This window comes from Acidimicrobiia bacterium, assembly GCA_040289475.1.
In the GTDB taxonomy this organism is placed as follows: domain Bacteria; phylum Actinomycetota; class Acidimicrobiia; order ATN3; family PSLF01; genus PSLF01.
This window is the reverse complement of the sequence record PSLF01000005.1, coordinates 104,692-120,712: the sequence shown is the minus strand read 5'-3', so window position 1 is coordinate 120,712 and position 16,021 is coordinate 104,692. Positions and strand designations below refer to the sequence as shown.

Annotated in this window: 11 protein-coding genes; 3 read left to right on the top strand and 8 right to left on the bottom strand. The window is 54.7% G+C overall.

The features are described 5' to 3' along the window. Positions 1 to 2: 2 nt before the first annotated feature. From C4318_04315 to C4318_04285, 7 genes are all read right to left on the bottom strand, one after another. Positions 3 to 1,067 (bottom strand): hypothetical protein, encoded by a 1,065-nt coding sequence (locus tag C4318_04315; GenBank protein MER3454366.1) that lies wholly within the window; start codon positions 1,065 to 1,067, stop codon positions 3 to 5. Next, complete coding sequence (locus tag C4318_04310; protein MER3454365.1) at positions 1,067 to 2,236, bottom strand: hypothetical protein; 1,170 nt, start codon at positions 2,234 to 2,236, stop codon at positions 1,067 to 1,069. Before C4318_04310 ends, C4318_04315 begins: the two co-directional genes overlap by 1 nt. Before the next feature lie 8 nt (positions 2,237 to 2,244). Beyond that, entirely contained in the window at positions 2,245 to 3,021 is a 777-nt protein-coding gene (locus C4318_04305; protein MER3454364.1) for a hypothetical protein, read from the bottom strand. Further along, complete coding sequence (rfbD, locus tag C4318_04300) at positions 3,018 to 3,881, bottom strand: dTDP-4-dehydrorhamnose reductase (protein ID MER3454363.1); 864 nt, start codon at positions 3,879 to 3,881, stop codon at positions 3,018 to 3,020. The genes C4318_04305 and rfbD overlap by 4 nt, the downstream gene beginning before the upstream one ends. 70 nt (positions 3,882 to 3,951) lie before the next feature. After that, positions 3,952 to 4,962 (bottom strand): dTDP-glucose 4,6-dehydratase, encoded by a 1,011-nt coding sequence (gene rfbB, locus C4318_04295; GenBank protein ID MER3454362.1) that lies wholly within the window; start codon positions 4,960 to 4,962, stop codon positions 3,952 to 3,954. A 37-nt stretch (positions 4,963 to 4,999) separates the two neighbouring features. Next, positions 5,000 to 6,067: a glucose-1-phosphate thymidylyltransferase gene (locus C4318_04290; protein ID MER3454361.1), complete on the bottom strand. Its 1,068-nt coding sequence runs from the start codon at positions 6,065 to 6,067 to the stop codon at positions 5,000 to 5,002. Beyond that, the gene (locus tag C4318_04285; GenBank protein MER3454360.1) at positions 6,064 to 7,734 is read right to left on the bottom strand and encodes a hypothetical protein; all 1,671 of its coding nucleotides are present in this window, start codon (positions 7,732 to 7,734) and stop codon (positions 6,064 to 6,066) included. Before C4318_04285 ends, C4318_04290 begins: the two co-directional genes overlap by 4 nt. 383 nt (positions 7,735 to 8,117) lie before the next feature. Here C4318_04285 and C4318_04280 point away from each other — a divergent pair, with 383 nt between their 5' ends. Continuing rightward, positions 8,118 to 9,593, top strand: coding sequence for an FAD-dependent oxidoreductase (locus C4318_04280; GenBank protein ID MER3454359.1), 1,476 nt, complete (start codon positions 8,118 to 8,120; stop codon positions 9,591 to 9,593). A 47-nt stretch (positions 9,594 to 9,640) separates the two neighbouring features. Here C4318_04280 and C4318_04275 read toward each other — a convergent pair whose 3' ends face one another. Next, complete coding sequence (locus C4318_04275) at positions 9,641 to 11,701, bottom strand: hypothetical protein (protein MER3454358.1); 2,061 nt, start codon at positions 11,699 to 11,701, stop codon at positions 9,641 to 9,643. On the opposite strand from C4318_04275, the gene C4318_04270 reads away from it, so the two are divergent. Together C4318_04270 and C4318_04265 are read left to right on the top strand one after the other, a co-directional pair. Further along, positions 11,702 to 12,415, top strand: a complete 714-nt coding sequence (locus C4318_04270; GenBank protein MER3454357.1) for a dolichol-phosphate mannosyltransferase — start codon at positions 11,702 to 11,704, stop codon at positions 12,413 to 12,415. 10 nt (positions 12,416 to 12,425) lie between these two features. Continuing rightward, a complete protein-coding gene (locus C4318_04265; protein ID MER3454356.1) occupies positions 12,426 to 16,010 on the top strand; it encodes a hypothetical protein in 3,585 nt (1,194 codons plus the stop codon). The last annotated feature ends 11 nt before the right edge of the window (positions 16,011 to 16,021 follow it).

Sequence of the window (16,021 nt, the reverse complement as noted above, 5' to 3'; positions counted from 1 at the left end):
AGCTAAAGAGCCCCCAGAGCACGGAGAATAGCCTCCCCAAACTCTTTCTCCGTAGGTAAGGTTTCGACTCGCTTTCTTCCGGCATCTATTAGCTCGCCGCAGCGGGATGGATCTTCCCAAAGACCCACGATCGCATCGGCGACCTCTCGAGGATCGTTGGATTCTAAAAGTACTGCAGCTCCTCCTGCAGTCTCTGGAACAGCCGTTGCTGCGTAAGCAATTACCGGACATCCAAAACGCATGGCCTCAAGTATTGGAATGCAGAAACCTTCGTGCTCGGAAAGACAGCAGAAGATATCGGCGGCAGAGTAGTAGGAAATCAGCTGAGCCTGAGAGATCTTCCCAGCGAACACTCGACCGAGTCCCCAGTAGTCGGCCAGTTCTTGGAGGATTGCCGCGTAGGAGGGAGTGTGGCTTCCCCCAGCCAGCCAAAGACGAGCACTGGGATAACGCTTTTTCACCCGTCCGACCGCCTCGATGAGCTTGTGCTGGGCCTTGTTAGGTGTTAGACGTCCAACGAACAACACTGCCGGCCCATCGCCTTTTTCCTGTTTCAACCTATCTAGAGTCCAGCTATCGGGCTCGACCTCGTACGCGGACTGCTCCACATACTCTCCAACGACAGTGGGCTCGGGAAAGCCCCACTCCTGCAACTCCGCAGCGGAGTAATGTGAGCCAGCCAACGCCACCGAACACCTCTGAGCAAGCTCTCTAACTTGTCGACGGGCAACCTTGAGACGATGGGCGAGGAGAGGGTCTAAACGCTCAAAGAAATGGGCCGGGGTTATGTTGTGGTAGAAGACGGCTAGAGTCTCTTTCCGATCGGCCAAGAATTCGGATATAGGGGAATCGCACGAAGCGTGATAGAGGCAAATATCACTGGAAGTGGCCACTTTTGCGTAATGAGAATAGTGACCGATCAATCCTCTAAACGCCTCCCAATCGTAGGCAGAGGCCCACATACGGGCCTTAGGATCCACTCTTCGCAGAGCTTTCCATGTCACCAACGAGGAAGCAGTGACGGCGTCATTGGGGACCGCGCATTCCAGAAATTGGTGAAGTCCCATTAGCTAAACCACTCCTCTAGCGCCTTGGAAATTCGGGACAGCACCGCTTCCCAAGAGTACACGTCGAGTACATAGCGCCTTCCGCTCAGACCCATGGCGTTTGCCCTCTTTTTATCTTCCAGAAGAAGCTCCAGGGCAGCCTCGAACTCTCCAAAGGACCGGTACCATAGCCCTCCCCCCGATACCCGCACATGGTGCTGCGTTACAGCACAGTATCCGCTGACCAAGGCAGGAGTCCCATGGAGCCACGCCTCCAGTAAAACTATCGAAAGGGACTCGTTGCGCGAAGGCTGACAGAAAACATCGGCTGCTCTATAAGCCCCGTGCTTCGCGGCTTCGGAGACAAAGCCCACAGGCACAACTCCAGGTGTCCGCCTGCGTGGGCCCTCGGGCCCGCCTCCTATCAGAACAAGGCGGTAACGGGGCCGGCGGTGCCTAAGAAGTCTCACATACCGGACCAGTTCCGGAACGCCCTTTCCGCCCTCCCACCTTCCCGCATAAAGCAGCATCGGAGCTTCACCCAACTTGTACAGAGATCGAAATGCCTCAGCGGTCATACCGAAAGAGCCGGGATCATCCAATCCGAGTCCTCCGAATGTGCTAGGAGGCAGAAGGTCACCGAACAGTCGCCTAGCCAGACGCTTCTCTGGCTCGCAGTTGAAGAAAATTCCCCGGCAGCTCGCTACGATCTCGGCGGTCGTTGCAAGGCGGGCATAGGGCTCGTCGTGCAAGAGAAGCTGTACGACTGCTTTGTGTCCAACGGCGCGGACTCCGAAGTATGTGCCAGCCCACAGATATGGCATGAAAATTACACAATCGTGGTCGGAGGATGCGAGGTACTCGACCATCTCCGGCGCGTACCCTTTGGAGCGCATCCACACAATCTCGGACTCGTACGGGATCCGGGCTCTTTTTTGTATGTACCACTCGATCGTTGGAAACTCGGGACACTCTCCTAGCACCGGGAAACGCCGGACTGTCAAACCGTTTTCGAAGGAAACCCCCTCCGGAAGTAGGTTTCGCCATCCGTAGTGACTCTCTGCGCACGTAGTCACTACCTCTACCGAGTGACCGCGTTCTTGAAGTTTTTTCGCGTAAGAAGCGCCGAGAACTTCGGCACCGCCCAAGACATTGCGACCGTATCGCGGTATTGCAACGGCAATCTTCACGCTAGGTCCTACTCTTTGGTTTTGCGACGGGCCGGAGACGATCGTTTTGTAGACGACTCTTTCTTCTTGGTTTTACCGACCGCCTTCGAAGTCGCCTTCCCCCTCGAAGGAGGCGACTCGACTGATGAGTCACTGCCTAATTTCTTAGCCTCTCGCACTATCGTGGAGGTATCTGAGAGGAGAGAGGAGAGCGACTCTTCTAGCTCGCGCACCCGCCGTTCCAATGCGAGGATCCGTTCGGACGCCTCGCGTGCAAAATCAGCGGCAGCGAAAAAGAATTCAGCTGATCCATCGATGAAGCGATCTATGCGATCACCGGCTATTGCTCTGAATACTTTACGGCCCGCAGAAAAAGCGGCTCCTAGAAGGACGCGCGATGCCGGAGGTTGGGTACGACCGATTTGTGGCGCGCTTTCGGAGACCTCGCTGGCGCGCACCTCTAGTTCTGTCGAGGTGCCCATATCGAGTGGCTCGTCATGCGGTGCGGGCAACCTCAAATCCGGAACTATAGAAGGTATGCGCGCTGCTGCGGCGAGTCGGTTAGCTGCTGCGGCGAGATCGTCTTCAAGCGCCGCTTCGGCAAAAGGAAGTGCGTCGTCTTCGTCTCCGTAGAGTCCTGCTCGGCGGCGAACGTCCAATCTGCTTTTGACCTCTTTCATGAGTGTTTCTGAAATCTTCGGCCGCACGCTGCCGTCATTCTGAGGCGAAGACTGAGATCTATGGCCTTGTGTTCGCGTCCCACGGCCTCTGGTCTCTTCGCTTGCGTCTGGTTCTGAATCGTTCATTTCAACTCCCTCCCCCGTGTGTCGTTCAGCAGGTCGCAGACCAACTCATCGAAGGCCTCTTGCCACGGTCTCAACGCTGCGAGGCCGGCGGCCCGTAAACATGCGTTGTCCAGCACCGACGACCTGGGACGCTTCGCGGGGCGGCGCAGGTCCTCGGTTTTTGTCGGCACTATCCTCTCGGGGTCGTCGCCGGCAGCTCGCATGATAGCTTTGGCAAGCTCGCACCATGTTGCAGACCCAGAGTTGGTCACGTGAAAGATACCTTCGAGTCTCCTAGCGCACACCTCTACTAGTGCTGCAGCGATGTCGGAGGCCACGGAGGGAGAACCTCTTTGGTCGTCCACTACCTCGATAGTGTCTCGAGAGTTTCTAAGCGAAAGAATCGTCTTTGCGAAGTTTCTGCCTTTTCTTCCACACAACCAAGCTGTCCTTACAATCGACCAAGCAGGCGCATGCGCTGCGGTCTCTTGCTCGCCAGCCAACTTCGAAGCCCCGTAAACACCGAGCGGCGCAGGATGGTCCCACTCGTTGTAATAGTCCTTTGTCCCGTCGAAGACGAAGTCAGTGCTTATGTAGCAAACATAAGATTCCGTTTGTTTGGCTGCCAAAGCCACATTTCTTGCTCCCCACGCATTGACCGAGTACGCTGCCTCGGGCTCCGATTCCGCGCCATCGACATCGGTGTAGGCTGCTGCATTGACGATCACGTCAGGCTGGTATGCCAGCACCGCTTCCGTCACGGCGTGCCTGTCGGTGACATCGAGTTGGCCGTGTGAGAATGCGGCGACATCCCTGGCGCCGAGGCACTCGACGATCTCGTATCCCAGCTGTCCTGCCGCTCCGGTGATCAAGTACCGCAACCGGTCCTCGCTAGAAGCACTCGAGTGCTGGTTGGCCACTCATCGTCAATAAGCTCGGCCGCTTCGGTCTCTATTTATGCACTCCGGCCCACTTGTGCTGGGGTACAGATCGCTCTTTAGGCAACCGCGGTCTCCACCAATCCTCGTTTGCCTTGTACCACGAAACAGTTCTCTCCAGTCCCTCTTCCAAGCTCAGAGACGGTGACCAACCCAACTCTCGAATCTTAGAGGAGCTCATCGCGTACCTCCTGTCGTGTCCGGGTCGATCCTCTACAAAGCGCACGAGATTCGCGTTAGCGCCAGTCATCCGAACCAGAGCTTTTACTACATCAAGGTTGGTCCATTCAGGATCTTGCTCCGCAGCGATGTTGTACACCTCACCAGCCTTTCCCTTCTCAAGAGCAGTCAGCAAAGCGGTACAGTGGTCTTCCACGAATAGCCAGTCTCGCACCTGACGTCCGTCCCCGTAGATGGGAACTTCGACACCATCGAACAGATTCACAATCGTCAATGGAATCAGTTTCTCGGGAAACTGTCTGGGGCCGTAATTATTGGAGCAACGCGTGACAACAACGTCTTGCCCGTAGCTTCGGTGCGCTGCAAGCGCCAAAAGGTCTCCTGCGGCTTTCGACGCAGAGTACGGGCTCGAGGGCTCGAGAGAACTTGTTTCCGTAGCCTTCTCTCCCGGATCGTCCTGCGAGCCGTAAACCTCGTCAGTCCCGACGTGAACGAATCGCCTAACTCCGAGCTGGCGCGCCGCCTCCAGCAGTAGAGCTGTTCCATCAACATTTGTGCGCACGAACTCAGCTGCCCGATGCAGAGAGCGGTCGACAAAGCTTTCTGCAGCCAGGTGGAACACAACTTCGCACCCCTGCATAGCTTCTATGACCGTCTCCCACTCGCAGATGTCCCCCTTTACAAATCTATAGCGAGAGTCCGAATGGAACTCGGCCAGTGCTAACGGGTCGGCAGCGTAGGTGAGCGCATCTAAGTTGGTCACCTCGAAGTCTCCTCTGGCGAGGAGCATCCGGCACAGGTGAGAGCCTATGAACCCGCAGCCTCCAGTGACTAAGACCTTCAACCTGATCCCCCTATCCAGAGGGATACCGCTATCCCGCTCAAGACAGCGACACTCGAGAGTGATCGCCGACCATTAGCCTCAACGCAGCGGGACGTTTTCCAGATCCCCTTTGGACAACGACCTCTTTTCCGATCAAGCTGTCCTCGATGCGCTCGATACAGGAAATCGTCACACACTCCATTACCACAGAGTGTTCCACGGTAGACTCCTCGATACGACAGCCGTCGTAAATAGAGGTGAAAGGTCCGATAAAACTGCGTGAGATTACCGTATTCTCGCCTATTACAGCGGGTCCTCTGATTACCGAGTTTTCTATTACCGCGCTCTTTGGTACGACGACCTTTCCAACCACCTCGGATTCGCTGTCTACATCGCCTTCTACCGACCGCTCGATGTCTTCTAAGACAAAACGGTTAGCCTCCAATAAATCCTCGAGTCGCCCCGTATCCTTCCACCACCCCGATATGACATGTGGCCTAACCTCGAATCCTTCGTCTATGAGCCACTGGATTGCATCAGTTATTTCCAACTCGTCTCTCCAAGAAGGCTGGATCGACCTAACAGCCTCGTGGATATGTTCATCGAACATGTACACGCCGACCAGAGCAAGGTCACTCGGTGGATGTTCGGGCTTCTCCACAAGACGGCGTACTCGTCCATCCGGGTCAAGTTCGGCAACACCAAAGCGTTGTGGCTCTGGAACCTTCGCAAGGAGTATCTGCGCGTTGGCTCCGCACCTCAGAAACTCTTCTACAAAGCCTTCTATACGGTACTTGAGAATGTTGTCTCCTAGGTACATAACGAATGGATCGGATCCCAAATACTCTCTCGAGATCAAAACTGCGTGCGCTAATCCGAGAGGCTTTTCTTGATAGATGAAGGTCGGAATGATTCCCCACCGACTTCCATCTCCAACAGCATCCTTTATTTCTGCGCCAGTGTCTCCCACGACAATGCCGACATCGGTTATTCCTGCCTTGGCTATAGCTTCTAGGCCATAAAACAGAATCGGCTTGTTGGCGACAGGAACCAGTTGCTTTGCTGATGTGTGAGTAATCGGCCTGAGGCGAGTTCCCTCGCCGCCAGCCAGAACTAATGCTTTCATTGCAGATCGCTTCCCAAGCGCAGAACAATGTCTCCTTCGAGAGCTCTAGTGGTGTAGACGAGGCGTGCCCCTGGACCGACGATATCCTCAACTGTCTTAGCGTACTGCTCGGCGCCCCGTTCGTACCTGACTTCAGTTCCAGAGGTGGGCTTTTGGGCGACTATGCCGGTAACAGAGAATCCTTGTCCTCTCAGGCGCTGTGAGACTGACTCGGCCAACCCAGCCTTGCCCGAGGCATCCAGAATTTTTACCTTAATTTGAACTACTCGGGGAAGAGCATCCCTTGATGGCTGAGGCGTCCCGTAGTCAGGGCCGCCGCCCAACGAGTAAAAGAGATTGTTCGCATCCGGCTGCTTGAGCACGACGTAGGACACCCCGTTTATCATCTTCGGCTCCCCTGGCACCGAGAGCATTTCGACCCTGTCCGGGCTCATGTCCCCAAAGCGGCGGTAAAGTTGGATAAAGCTCTCTACATCGACTCCCTCGTCGACTTTCACTCCAGCAGAAACAGCTTTTGCCAGCTCCCTCCACCTCGCCAGAGCATTCACGCTAATAGCCTGACGCATAAGAGCTTTCAAGAATTGCTGTTGGCGCTGAATCCGCCCGAAGTCACCGGAAGTATCGGGAACCCAACGGCCATTCTCGAAAATCTGCGGAGTCCTCGAGCGCGTATAGGCGAGGGCATACTCCCCCGACAACCTCTGACATCCGGCCTGGCGGATATCTAGACCGGTTTTCTCGTCTCTTATTGGGGCGTCGAAGCAAATCTCGACCCCACCAACGGCATCTACAACAGAGATAAAGCCGCTGAAGTCGACTTCGATATAGTGATGGATTTTCAGTCCCGTCAGTTTCGAGACCGTCTGAATAGCAAGATCGGCTCCACCGTAGGCGTAAGCAGCATTGATCTTGTCAAATCCGTGGCCGGGGATCTCTACTCTCGTATCACGAGGTATCGAGAGCACCACTCCCTTGAGGCGCCGAGGATCAAGTTGCAAAAGCATAATGGTATCGGAGCGGCGACCCCCGACTTGAGACGGTGAACCGAAATCAGAGTTTTGCCCCTCCCGGCTATCACTTCCCAAGACCAAAAAGTTCTGAGGCTGCCCAGCTTCTACTGGGGCTAAGGTACCCCTACTCACCGTTACAGTGGGAATGTCCTCTACTGTCTGTCGCGCTAGATAGTAAGCAAATCCCGCAGTTGCCGTCACTGCCACGAGGGCAACGGCCACAAACACCCCCAGAAAAACGGCTATTCGCCTTGCTGATCTATGAGGTTTCACCCTCTCGGTATCTGTGACCGCCGATGAAGAGCTGACTTCACATTTGCCTTGTCGTCGGAGTGCCACGGGCGTAACCCCACCTTCCGCTGCGTAATCTCTCACTAGCTGATCTTTATGGTTTGCAAGCGAAGCGCCGTCTTGCGTGGCAGGTACACGGTCGATCGCACCCGGCGAATTTAGATCGTGAGCCTCTCCGCCACGTGCAGAGGTCGTAGCCCCGGTTGGCGAGTCTACCCCTCCGGGCTCACCTAGACCGAGTATCGCTACGTCCGGTAGCCGTTTCGGATGCGTTGCTGCACTTTGCTCGCTTTTGTCTACGTGCCCGTCGCCCCCTGGGGCTTGCTTTGCTTGACTGTGTTTTCTAAGTCTCAAATGCGGTCGCATGAGTGAGAGATTATGTTCTAGACCGAAGAAAAATTTCCATGGAGCTTACCTGTAAGCCACTTTCTACGGTTCCGTTAAAACCCTTCGAAAAATGCAGCGTCTTCTGGGCCTGCATCCTTTCCCTAACTCCAGAGCTCATCCAATCGAGAAAAATCCCCTGGATACCCCACCAGCCTCCTTAGTGTATGATGCACCCCCTGAGAATCTCATTGACACGCGGACCAAGCGCTCGGACGGATTGTCCGGCCCACTCCCACCTTGAGCTTGTCCAACAGTGAGGATGACTTTTGACAGTGGTTGGAAATACGGCTTCTTCAGATCGATCCATCTTAGGCGACGACCCTAGCTTGAAAGAACGCGTCGGCGCGCGTGCTGGGCGATTTGTGGTAGTGGGCGGCGCCGGGCCGGCCGGCCTAACCGCGGCATACGAAATGACCAAGCATGGTATCCCAGGCGTGGTGGTGGAAAAAGACTCGGTTGTCGGCGGCATTGCTCGCACCGTAAATGCGGAGGGGTGGCGCTTCGATATTGGCGGACACCGTTTCTTCACCAAGGTGAAAGAAGTAGAGGATCTTTGGCACGAGATGATGGGCGATGATTTCCTTACTCGCCCTCGACTGAGTCGCATTTATTACAAGGGTCGTTTTTACTATTATCCCCTCCGTGCTTTTAATGCATTGCGCAATCTCGGGATATTCGAAGCCTTTTTATGTGTCCTTAGCTACATAAAAGCCCGTCTATTTCCTAGGCCCACTGAAGAGTCATTCGAAGATTACATAATCAACAAGTTTGGTCAACGGCTATATAAGCATTTCTTTAAAACCTATACAGAAAAGGTATGGGGCGTACCATGCACCGAGATCCGGGCAGAATGGGCTGCTCAACGCATCAAAGGTCTTAGCCTAACATCCGCGATTATCAATGCGGTCTTCAAACCAAAAAAGCAGGGAATTAAAACTCTGATTGAGCGTTTTGAGTATCCACGTCTCGGGCCCGGAATGATGTGGGAAAAATTTAAAGACTATGTTGAACAACATGGAATAGAAGTGCGCATGGATACGGAAGTAGAGAAGATTCTATGGGACGGAAACCGCATTACAGGTGTCATCGTTCATCCTAAAGGTAAGGATCCATATGAAATTCAAGCCACAGACTTTATCTCTTCAATGCCCATCAAGGAGCTTGTCGCCAAGATGGATCCGCCGCCGCCTGACGCGGTAAGGCAGGCCGCGCAAGGGCTTAGATACCGAGATTTCCTAACCGTAGCTCTCGTGATTAATGAAGAGAACCTGTTCGAAGACAACTGGATTTATATCCACTCACCGGACGTAAAACTTGGTCGGATTCAGAATTTCAAAAATTGGAGCCCCGAGATGGTTCCGGATCCTAAAAAAACGTGCCTCGGGCTTGAGTACTTCGTCTTCGAAGGCGACGACCTGTGGAGTATGTCAGACGATGCTCTCGTAAAACTAGGCGAAGAAGAACTACTAAAACTAGGCCTCATAGAGCCCGGAAAAGTGGAGCGCGGATGGGTGGTTCGGATGCCAAAAGCCTATCCAATGTACGACAGCGGGTACGATCAACGAATAAAGACTCTGAGAGATTTTCTCGACTCTGTGGATGGACTGCACCCGGTGGGACGAAATGGCATGCACAAGTACAACAATCAAGACCATTCGATGCTCACTGCGATGCTAGCTGTGCGAAACATTACTGGTGCTTGTTATGACGTATGGTCAGTGAACGTAGAACAGGAGTATCACGAAGAGGGTGAGGAGGTATCGTTGTCCGATAAAAGGGCGACAGCGACAGGGACTCACATCGAAGCTCCGATGCCGGCTACTAGCACTGGCTCCTGAACTCGTCGCACTTTCGGGCTAGTATGTTCTGTGAATTGAGCAGAGGTTTAGCGTCCGGTTAGTTCATATATCGCTACGTCTTCGAAATCAGCGCGCAACACTAGTTTTGGAGTAGACGCTATTTCTTTTCGTATTTCAATTTCTAGAGAATTGAGGTCAGGGTATTCCCAGCCGTAGTGAGCCGCATCCGGTCCTCCTTTTCTGTAGCGAGCGAGTGCCGGAAAGTCAACCACGATGTAGCGGACCCTCAACGACTCCAACCGATCCATAGCTTTTTGGGCCGGAAACGTCGTTAGATCCGACACCGTATCCAGATAGCCGACAGGTTCGTATCCGGAGTATCCATTTACCCGAGGCTGCCAATCGTACGTAGATAAATACACACGCACTGCTTCTGCCTCCGCACTAGAGGGCACGCCGGGCGCGTAGATAGGCAACTCCACACTGGGGCCTCTTTCGGCTTGGGCCAGCCATCGCACATAGACCGGGGCCTCCCGAATGTTTGCTGGAAGAGGAGCGGACTGTCCCACCGCTATTGCGGACTCAAAAACCCACAAACCACATACTCCCATGACGAACAGCGATCCCACCCAGGAACGCCTCGCTAGCCGAGCCCACGCCGAAGCTGCGCAGGCTGCTACGAAGATATAGACGAGAAGTGAAAATCGACCCGCGGCTCTGAACTGTGACAGTCCAGGTACCACAGTGAGAAGTCTGTAAGGACCGGGTACTCCCGCCCAGCTCCTGCGAACTCGCATTTCAGGGCCGAGCATGAAAAAGATCCCGACAATAGCAGTGACGAGCCAGGGAGTAAGCCTCTTTACCAACTTTGCATCGAGAAAATCATCCATTTCGGGGCGCGTATCGCTCCGGTTCGAAAACGATCTCGTATTGGCGCGTTCACCGTTTCTCTTTTGCCTCCGCTGAGAAAGGCGTACCAGCGTGAGCCTACCGAGCGGACAGAAGTAGCCTATGAGAAGTAGCACCACCCCGGATACACCTATGTAAGCTATCGTCTCCATCTTGTCGTTTTTGCCGACAGGTGCAGGTAAGTGCTTGTACGCAATGGACCGCTCGGAAGGCTGGAAGAGGTTTGATAGCTTGACCGAGTAAATCGCTATCTCGACAGGGGATCTGGTAACGTTGACCTCTGAGCGTGCCTTAATCAACTGGAGCGAAAGTGGAGCCGCTATTACAAGCATCACAAGAGCGGAGCCACCTAGATACATTACGAGTTTTCCCGTAACTATTCTGCGAGCGGACGAAGCTCCCTCGGTGTCGCAAGTACCTCTCGATGATTTTTGGATCCTCCCCACGGAGCTAGCGTCATCCACGGAAGAATCACTACTTTCAAAAAGATCCTTTCGTCGGAGCTCCCCGTTGACCCCTAGCCATGCCAGGGCAAAGAATGGGATCGCCACGCTCGCAATCGCCCAACTGGAGTAAGAAAAAAGCGGTGTGGCTCCCCACAGCACGCCTAGTCGCATTGCCCTCGCCATCGATGGCTTTCCCAAGAGGTCTTCTAGAAGTAGCAAAATCAAAGGAACGGTGAAGTAGGAACTGACATGCATGTGTCCTATCTGGTTGAAGTGAAAAGCAGAAAAGCTCATCGCCACAGCGCCGACTACGCCCGCCCCGTAGGAGCGGCCTATCCTTTTTCCCAACATGTAACCTGCCCAGCCATCGAAAATGAAAAGAGAGACGGCGACGGCAGTGAATGCAGCAATTGCAGATGAGAACATCCATTCGAATACCTTGAAAAGTGGCATCAGACCGAGGATGTGTTCTGTATATCCCATCACCCACCTTTTGGGGTAGAAGAACCATCCCTGCCAGAACTGATGTATGTAGCCTTGCGTCAGCGCACGCCACTGCCAACGCCACGTCGCTACGTACAACGAGGGATCCCCTGGGTTTTCCAGAAACGAATGCGAGAAATCGAGTCGTTCAGGGATGACAAGCAGAATTGAAAGCCCCAAGAGAAGGAACGTAACTACTAAACCTCTTCCCACTGCAGCGAGGCTCTGTCTTTTTATCGAAAACCCAAAGGGTCTGCTTCGGGACACTTTCGAAAGCCCTACTCCAACCAACGACCGTGAAATCAGCAAATGAAAGTGCTCATAGCCCTGCCAACATACAACGAAGCTCAAAGCCTAGGAGCAATCGTGTCGTCAGTTCTAGCCAGAGTCCCCGAGGCGTCAATTCTCGTCGTCGATGACTCCTCTCCTGACGGAACCGGCGAGATTGCCGACAAGTTAGCCGAAGAAGACAGTCGTGTATTCGCGCTCCATAGGCCCGCTAAAGCAGGTTTGGGGTCCGCATACAGAGACGCCTTTCGGTGGGCATTGCAGAGAGACTTCGACTCTGTTGTCGAAATGGACGCCGACTTCTCACACGATCCGGAGGCATTACCAGAGCTCATCGCTGCCTGCGACGGCTCCAACCTAGTTATCGGAAGCCGGTATGTCAACGGGGGAAAGGTTCAAAACTGGTCAAAAGCGAGGCTATTGCTGAGCAGAGGCGGAAACCTTTATGCCGCTGTAGCGCTAGGACTGCCCATAAGGGATGCCACAGCTGGTTTCCGCGTCTACTCGCGCTCGATACTAGAGCGAATAGACCTCGACTCGGTTCGTACGAACGGCTATGCATTCCAGATAGAGATGGCTTACAAGGCCTTCCTTCTCGGAGCCGACATTGTAGAAGTACCCATTACTTTCACCGACCGCCGAGTTGGCGAATCGAAAATGTCGGGAAAAATCGTCGCCGAGGCACTGGCGTGGGTGACTGCGGAGGCTATAAAGCGACGGCTCCGACGCCGATAATCAAATCGATATGTGGACAAAACGAACTTTTCTCGTAGCCGCAGTAGTGGCGGTCTTAGCTTCATCGAACGCGCTCGTTGATTCTCAAAAAGTAGCCCACGCACGCCATCTGACCGGCGTGCCACAGTTTTCGACCATAGCTTGGAGTCCAATTATCGGACTCCAAGGAAGCTGGTCGAACCTTCCGGGAACCGACCTGGGATCCAACTTCGACCATTCCAGTCCTGTGATCGCCGACCTAGATGGGCCTGGCCCTTTACCCCCTGCCGCATTTGTGGGAACCAATGACGGGTGCGTCCATGCGTTCGTATACAACGGGAGCTCTACGCTTGGCAGTCTTCCTGGCTTTCCAGCTTGCGTCGGTACTTACATGGGTTCTTCCCCTGCAATAGCCGACTTGGATGGAAACGGCGTCTCCGAGATCGTCATCGGTGCAGGCCGCCTTTACCAGCCAGGAGACCCTGACCCGTGGAGACAGGATTTCGGCGGCATCTGGATCTTCTGGAACGGCAACCCCAACAGTCGAAGCCACTACCAAGTAAAAGAGGGGGTTTTCTCAACCCCTGCCATCGGAGACATCGATGCTGACGGCCGCCCAGAGATTGTTTTCGGCGACTTTGCTATGTGGGTGAGAGCGCTCAGCTGGAACGGACAGTTGAAATGGGCAGTGTTCATCGCTGATACGGTTTGGTCTTCGCCAGCTCTCACCAAAATTCCTGGGCAAAACTACTTAGCAACCGTGATCGGGACCGACTTGGGTGGGGGCAATCCAGGCGGCCACCTCGGCTGCCCGCAGTACTACGCAGGGTACTTGGTGCGTGGCTTTCTTCTTGCGCTTGATCCCAACGGCAATCCGATCCCCGGCTTCCCCAAGTGCATGGATACCCCAATCTGGTCTACGCCGGCGATAGGAGATATCGACAAAGATGGACGGGCAGACGCGGTATTTGGCACAAACAACTACATAGAGAACGGGACCAACGTGGGAGCTGCGCATCGCATTCACGCCATCGACTTGTGGAGCAGCTTCCGAGGTGGCACCTGGGTCGACGACAAATCGATCGTATACCTTCAAGGATGGCCGGTGAGCGTTTCATCCCAGAACGCAAGAATCTTCTCTAGCCCTGCTCTGGGAGACATCGACGGCGATGGATACGACGAAGTCGCACTTGCCGACATACGCCAGTGCCCGTGGGATCCCCCTACCACCTGGAACTGCGGAAAAATGTCGATTTACAACCGCTTTGGATTGCGTCTGGCAGACCAGGACGGTGGAGACCCAAACGCTATCCAGAGTTATCCGTTCACAGGTTCGCCGATCATAGCGGACGTTGTAGGAGATGCACGCCCTGAGGCGATCTTTGGCGGCGGTGACGCGCATATACACGCCATAGGAGCATCCTGGGGTGTGCAAGCAACGTTTTACTCATGGGGAATTCCGGGCAGCGTCTACGGAAGGCAGTTCAGAAACTCGGCTGCAGTTGGAGATCTCACCGGAGACGGAAAACCGGAATTGTTTGTGGCCGGGGGCACTCATGAGAACCCCTCGAGGGGAGCGGCATGGCTGCTAGCGCCTATGAAGACGAACCCGACCTGGCCAGCACCGTGGCCACAGTTCAAGAGGGATCCCCAGCGCCAGGCCAATAAGTTCTCCCCGCTCGTCTACACGCTAGAAGCTACTCCCGGAGACAGTAAGGTAAGGCTTCGGTGGTTTACGAATTCGACCCCGGCGGTGGCATCCAAACTGCTACGCAAACTGGCACCCGCCTGCCCTGCCTCTCCTACCGACGGAACCGTTGTTTTCCAGGGGTCTGCAAATACTTTCACCGACACGGCGGTCGTGAACGGAACGACGTATTGCTACGGAGCTTTCTTCGACGATGGCTCAGGGGAGTTTTCCTCGCCGGCTTTCGCTAGTGCCACCCCACTTCCTCCCCCTCCGCCTCCATCGAATCTCGTAATGCGCGAGGAAGATGGACAAGTACTTTTGTTTTGGGATTACTCTACCGCCGGGAACTTCAGCGGAGTACGGGTCGTCCGAAAAGCAGGAACTGTGCCACCGGCCAATCCTTCCGATGGGACCGTAATCTTTGATGGCAAAGCCAAGTCTTACGTCGATTACGGTTTGACCAACGGAGCTCCCTACTCGTATGCCCTTTTCTCGCACAACGGGATACCGGAGTATTCGGCTCCCGCAACCTCCTCAGGCAAGGTTCCCACTCCTCATTCAGGGCTACCCTATGCGTTTTTCACCGCAGAAGGCTACACAGGCAACCCGGGGTTCCGATCTGTTCACTATCTTACGCTCGGTAACCACGAGATCACTGATGCGTCAGTAGTTCTCACCCTCTACCCAGAGGGTGGGATCCCTGTCGAGTTCTCTACGATAGTCCCGAAAAAGTCGCGCAGGACATTGCTGACCAACTCGATCGTCGGTCCGGCGAAATCGGTGGGGGTGAGGGTAGGCGTTTTGGCAGGCCCAGGAGTGCTGCTCGAACGGCCCATGTACTTCTCAGGCGATCCGGGAACGGGGTCTTGGGTAGCCGATGGTCACAACGCCATGGGAGTACGATCACCTAAAACCGAGTGGTATTTTGCGGAGGGTTACACGGGGCCGGGCTTTGTGGAGTACTTGACCCTTCTAAATCCCTCTGCAGAAGCGCCATCCCAGGTTCGACTGGACTTCGCCTTCAACGGCGGGGTGCCTCCATCGTCTATGGCAGTTACTGTGGGTCCTCAAGCTCGCTTCACAGTAAACGTCAACTCGGTAGTGGGAGGAGGAAAAGAGGTATCGACCAAAGTAAGTGTGGTGTCGGGACCGGGGGTCGTTGCCGAACGGGCAATGTACTTCGTCGCCGACCCTGCGGTGGGAGCGGTAGTGAGAGGGGGACACGCAAAGCCGGGGACATCCGCTCCCCGTTCTTCGTGGTATTTCGCGGAGGGTTACACGGGACCGGGCTTTGTGGAGTACTTGACTTTCCAAAACCCTTCTTCTCAGCCCTCCCAGGCGGATGTCGATTTCAATTTCAACGCTGGGCTACCTCAGATCAAGAAAAGCTTCGGCATACCTTCTAACTCCCGCTTCACCGTTAGAGTCAATGACATCGTTGGGCCGGGAAAGGAGGTGTCCGTCAAGGTGTCTGTGCCGGCGGGTATGCCAGCTTTGGTAGTGGAGCGACCGATGTACTTTCATGCAGACCCGGCTTTAGGAACCTTTGTCACAGCAGGACACAACGCCGCTGGCATTCAGAGCCCCGCTACATCGTGGCTGTTCTCGGAGGGATACACCGGCGGAGGATTCGTAGAGTACTTGACAGTGCAGAACCCCTCTCTCACCGAAACGGCTGTGGTGCGGTTCGAGTATGTCTTCAACGACGGAGGAGTCCCGGTAACGATAGAGAGGGCGATAGCACCTTCGAGCAGGGCCACTTTCAACGTCAACTCCGATGTGGGCCCCTGGCGAGAGGTGTCGGCGCGATTGACGGTGAGATCGGGCCCCGATGTCGTCGTAGAACGACCAATGTACTTCGCTTCCGACCCTGCACTGGGAGCAGTGGTCCGCGGCGGGACCGTAACGTTTGGTTATGCTCCTTGAACATGATGTCT

Bases quoted from the DNA above. Each gene is read 5' to 3' on its own strand.
- C4318_04270 (MER3454357.1), top strand. From the start codon at position 11,702: ATGAAAGTGCTCATAGCCCTGCCAACATACAACGAAGCTCAAAGCCTA.
- C4318_04290 (MER3454361.1), bottom strand. From the start codon at position 6,067: ATGAAAGCATTAGTTCTGGCTGGCGGCGAGGGAACTCGCCTCAGGCCG.
- C4318_04305 (MER3454364.1), bottom strand. From the start codon at position 3,021: ATGAACGATTCAGAACCAGACGCAAGCGAAGAGACCAGAGGCCGTGGG.
- C4318_04315 (MER3454366.1), bottom strand. From the start codon at position 1,067: ATGGGACTTCACCAATTTCTGGAATGCGCGGTCCCCAATGACGCCGTC.
- C4318_04285 (MER3454360.1), bottom strand. From the start codon at position 7,734: ATGCGACCGCATTTGAGACTTAGAAAACACAGTCAAGCAAAGCAAGCC.
- C4318_04265 (MER3454356.1), top strand. From the start codon at position 12,426: ATGTGGACAAAACGAACTTTTCTCGTAGCCGCAGTAGTGGCGGTCTTA.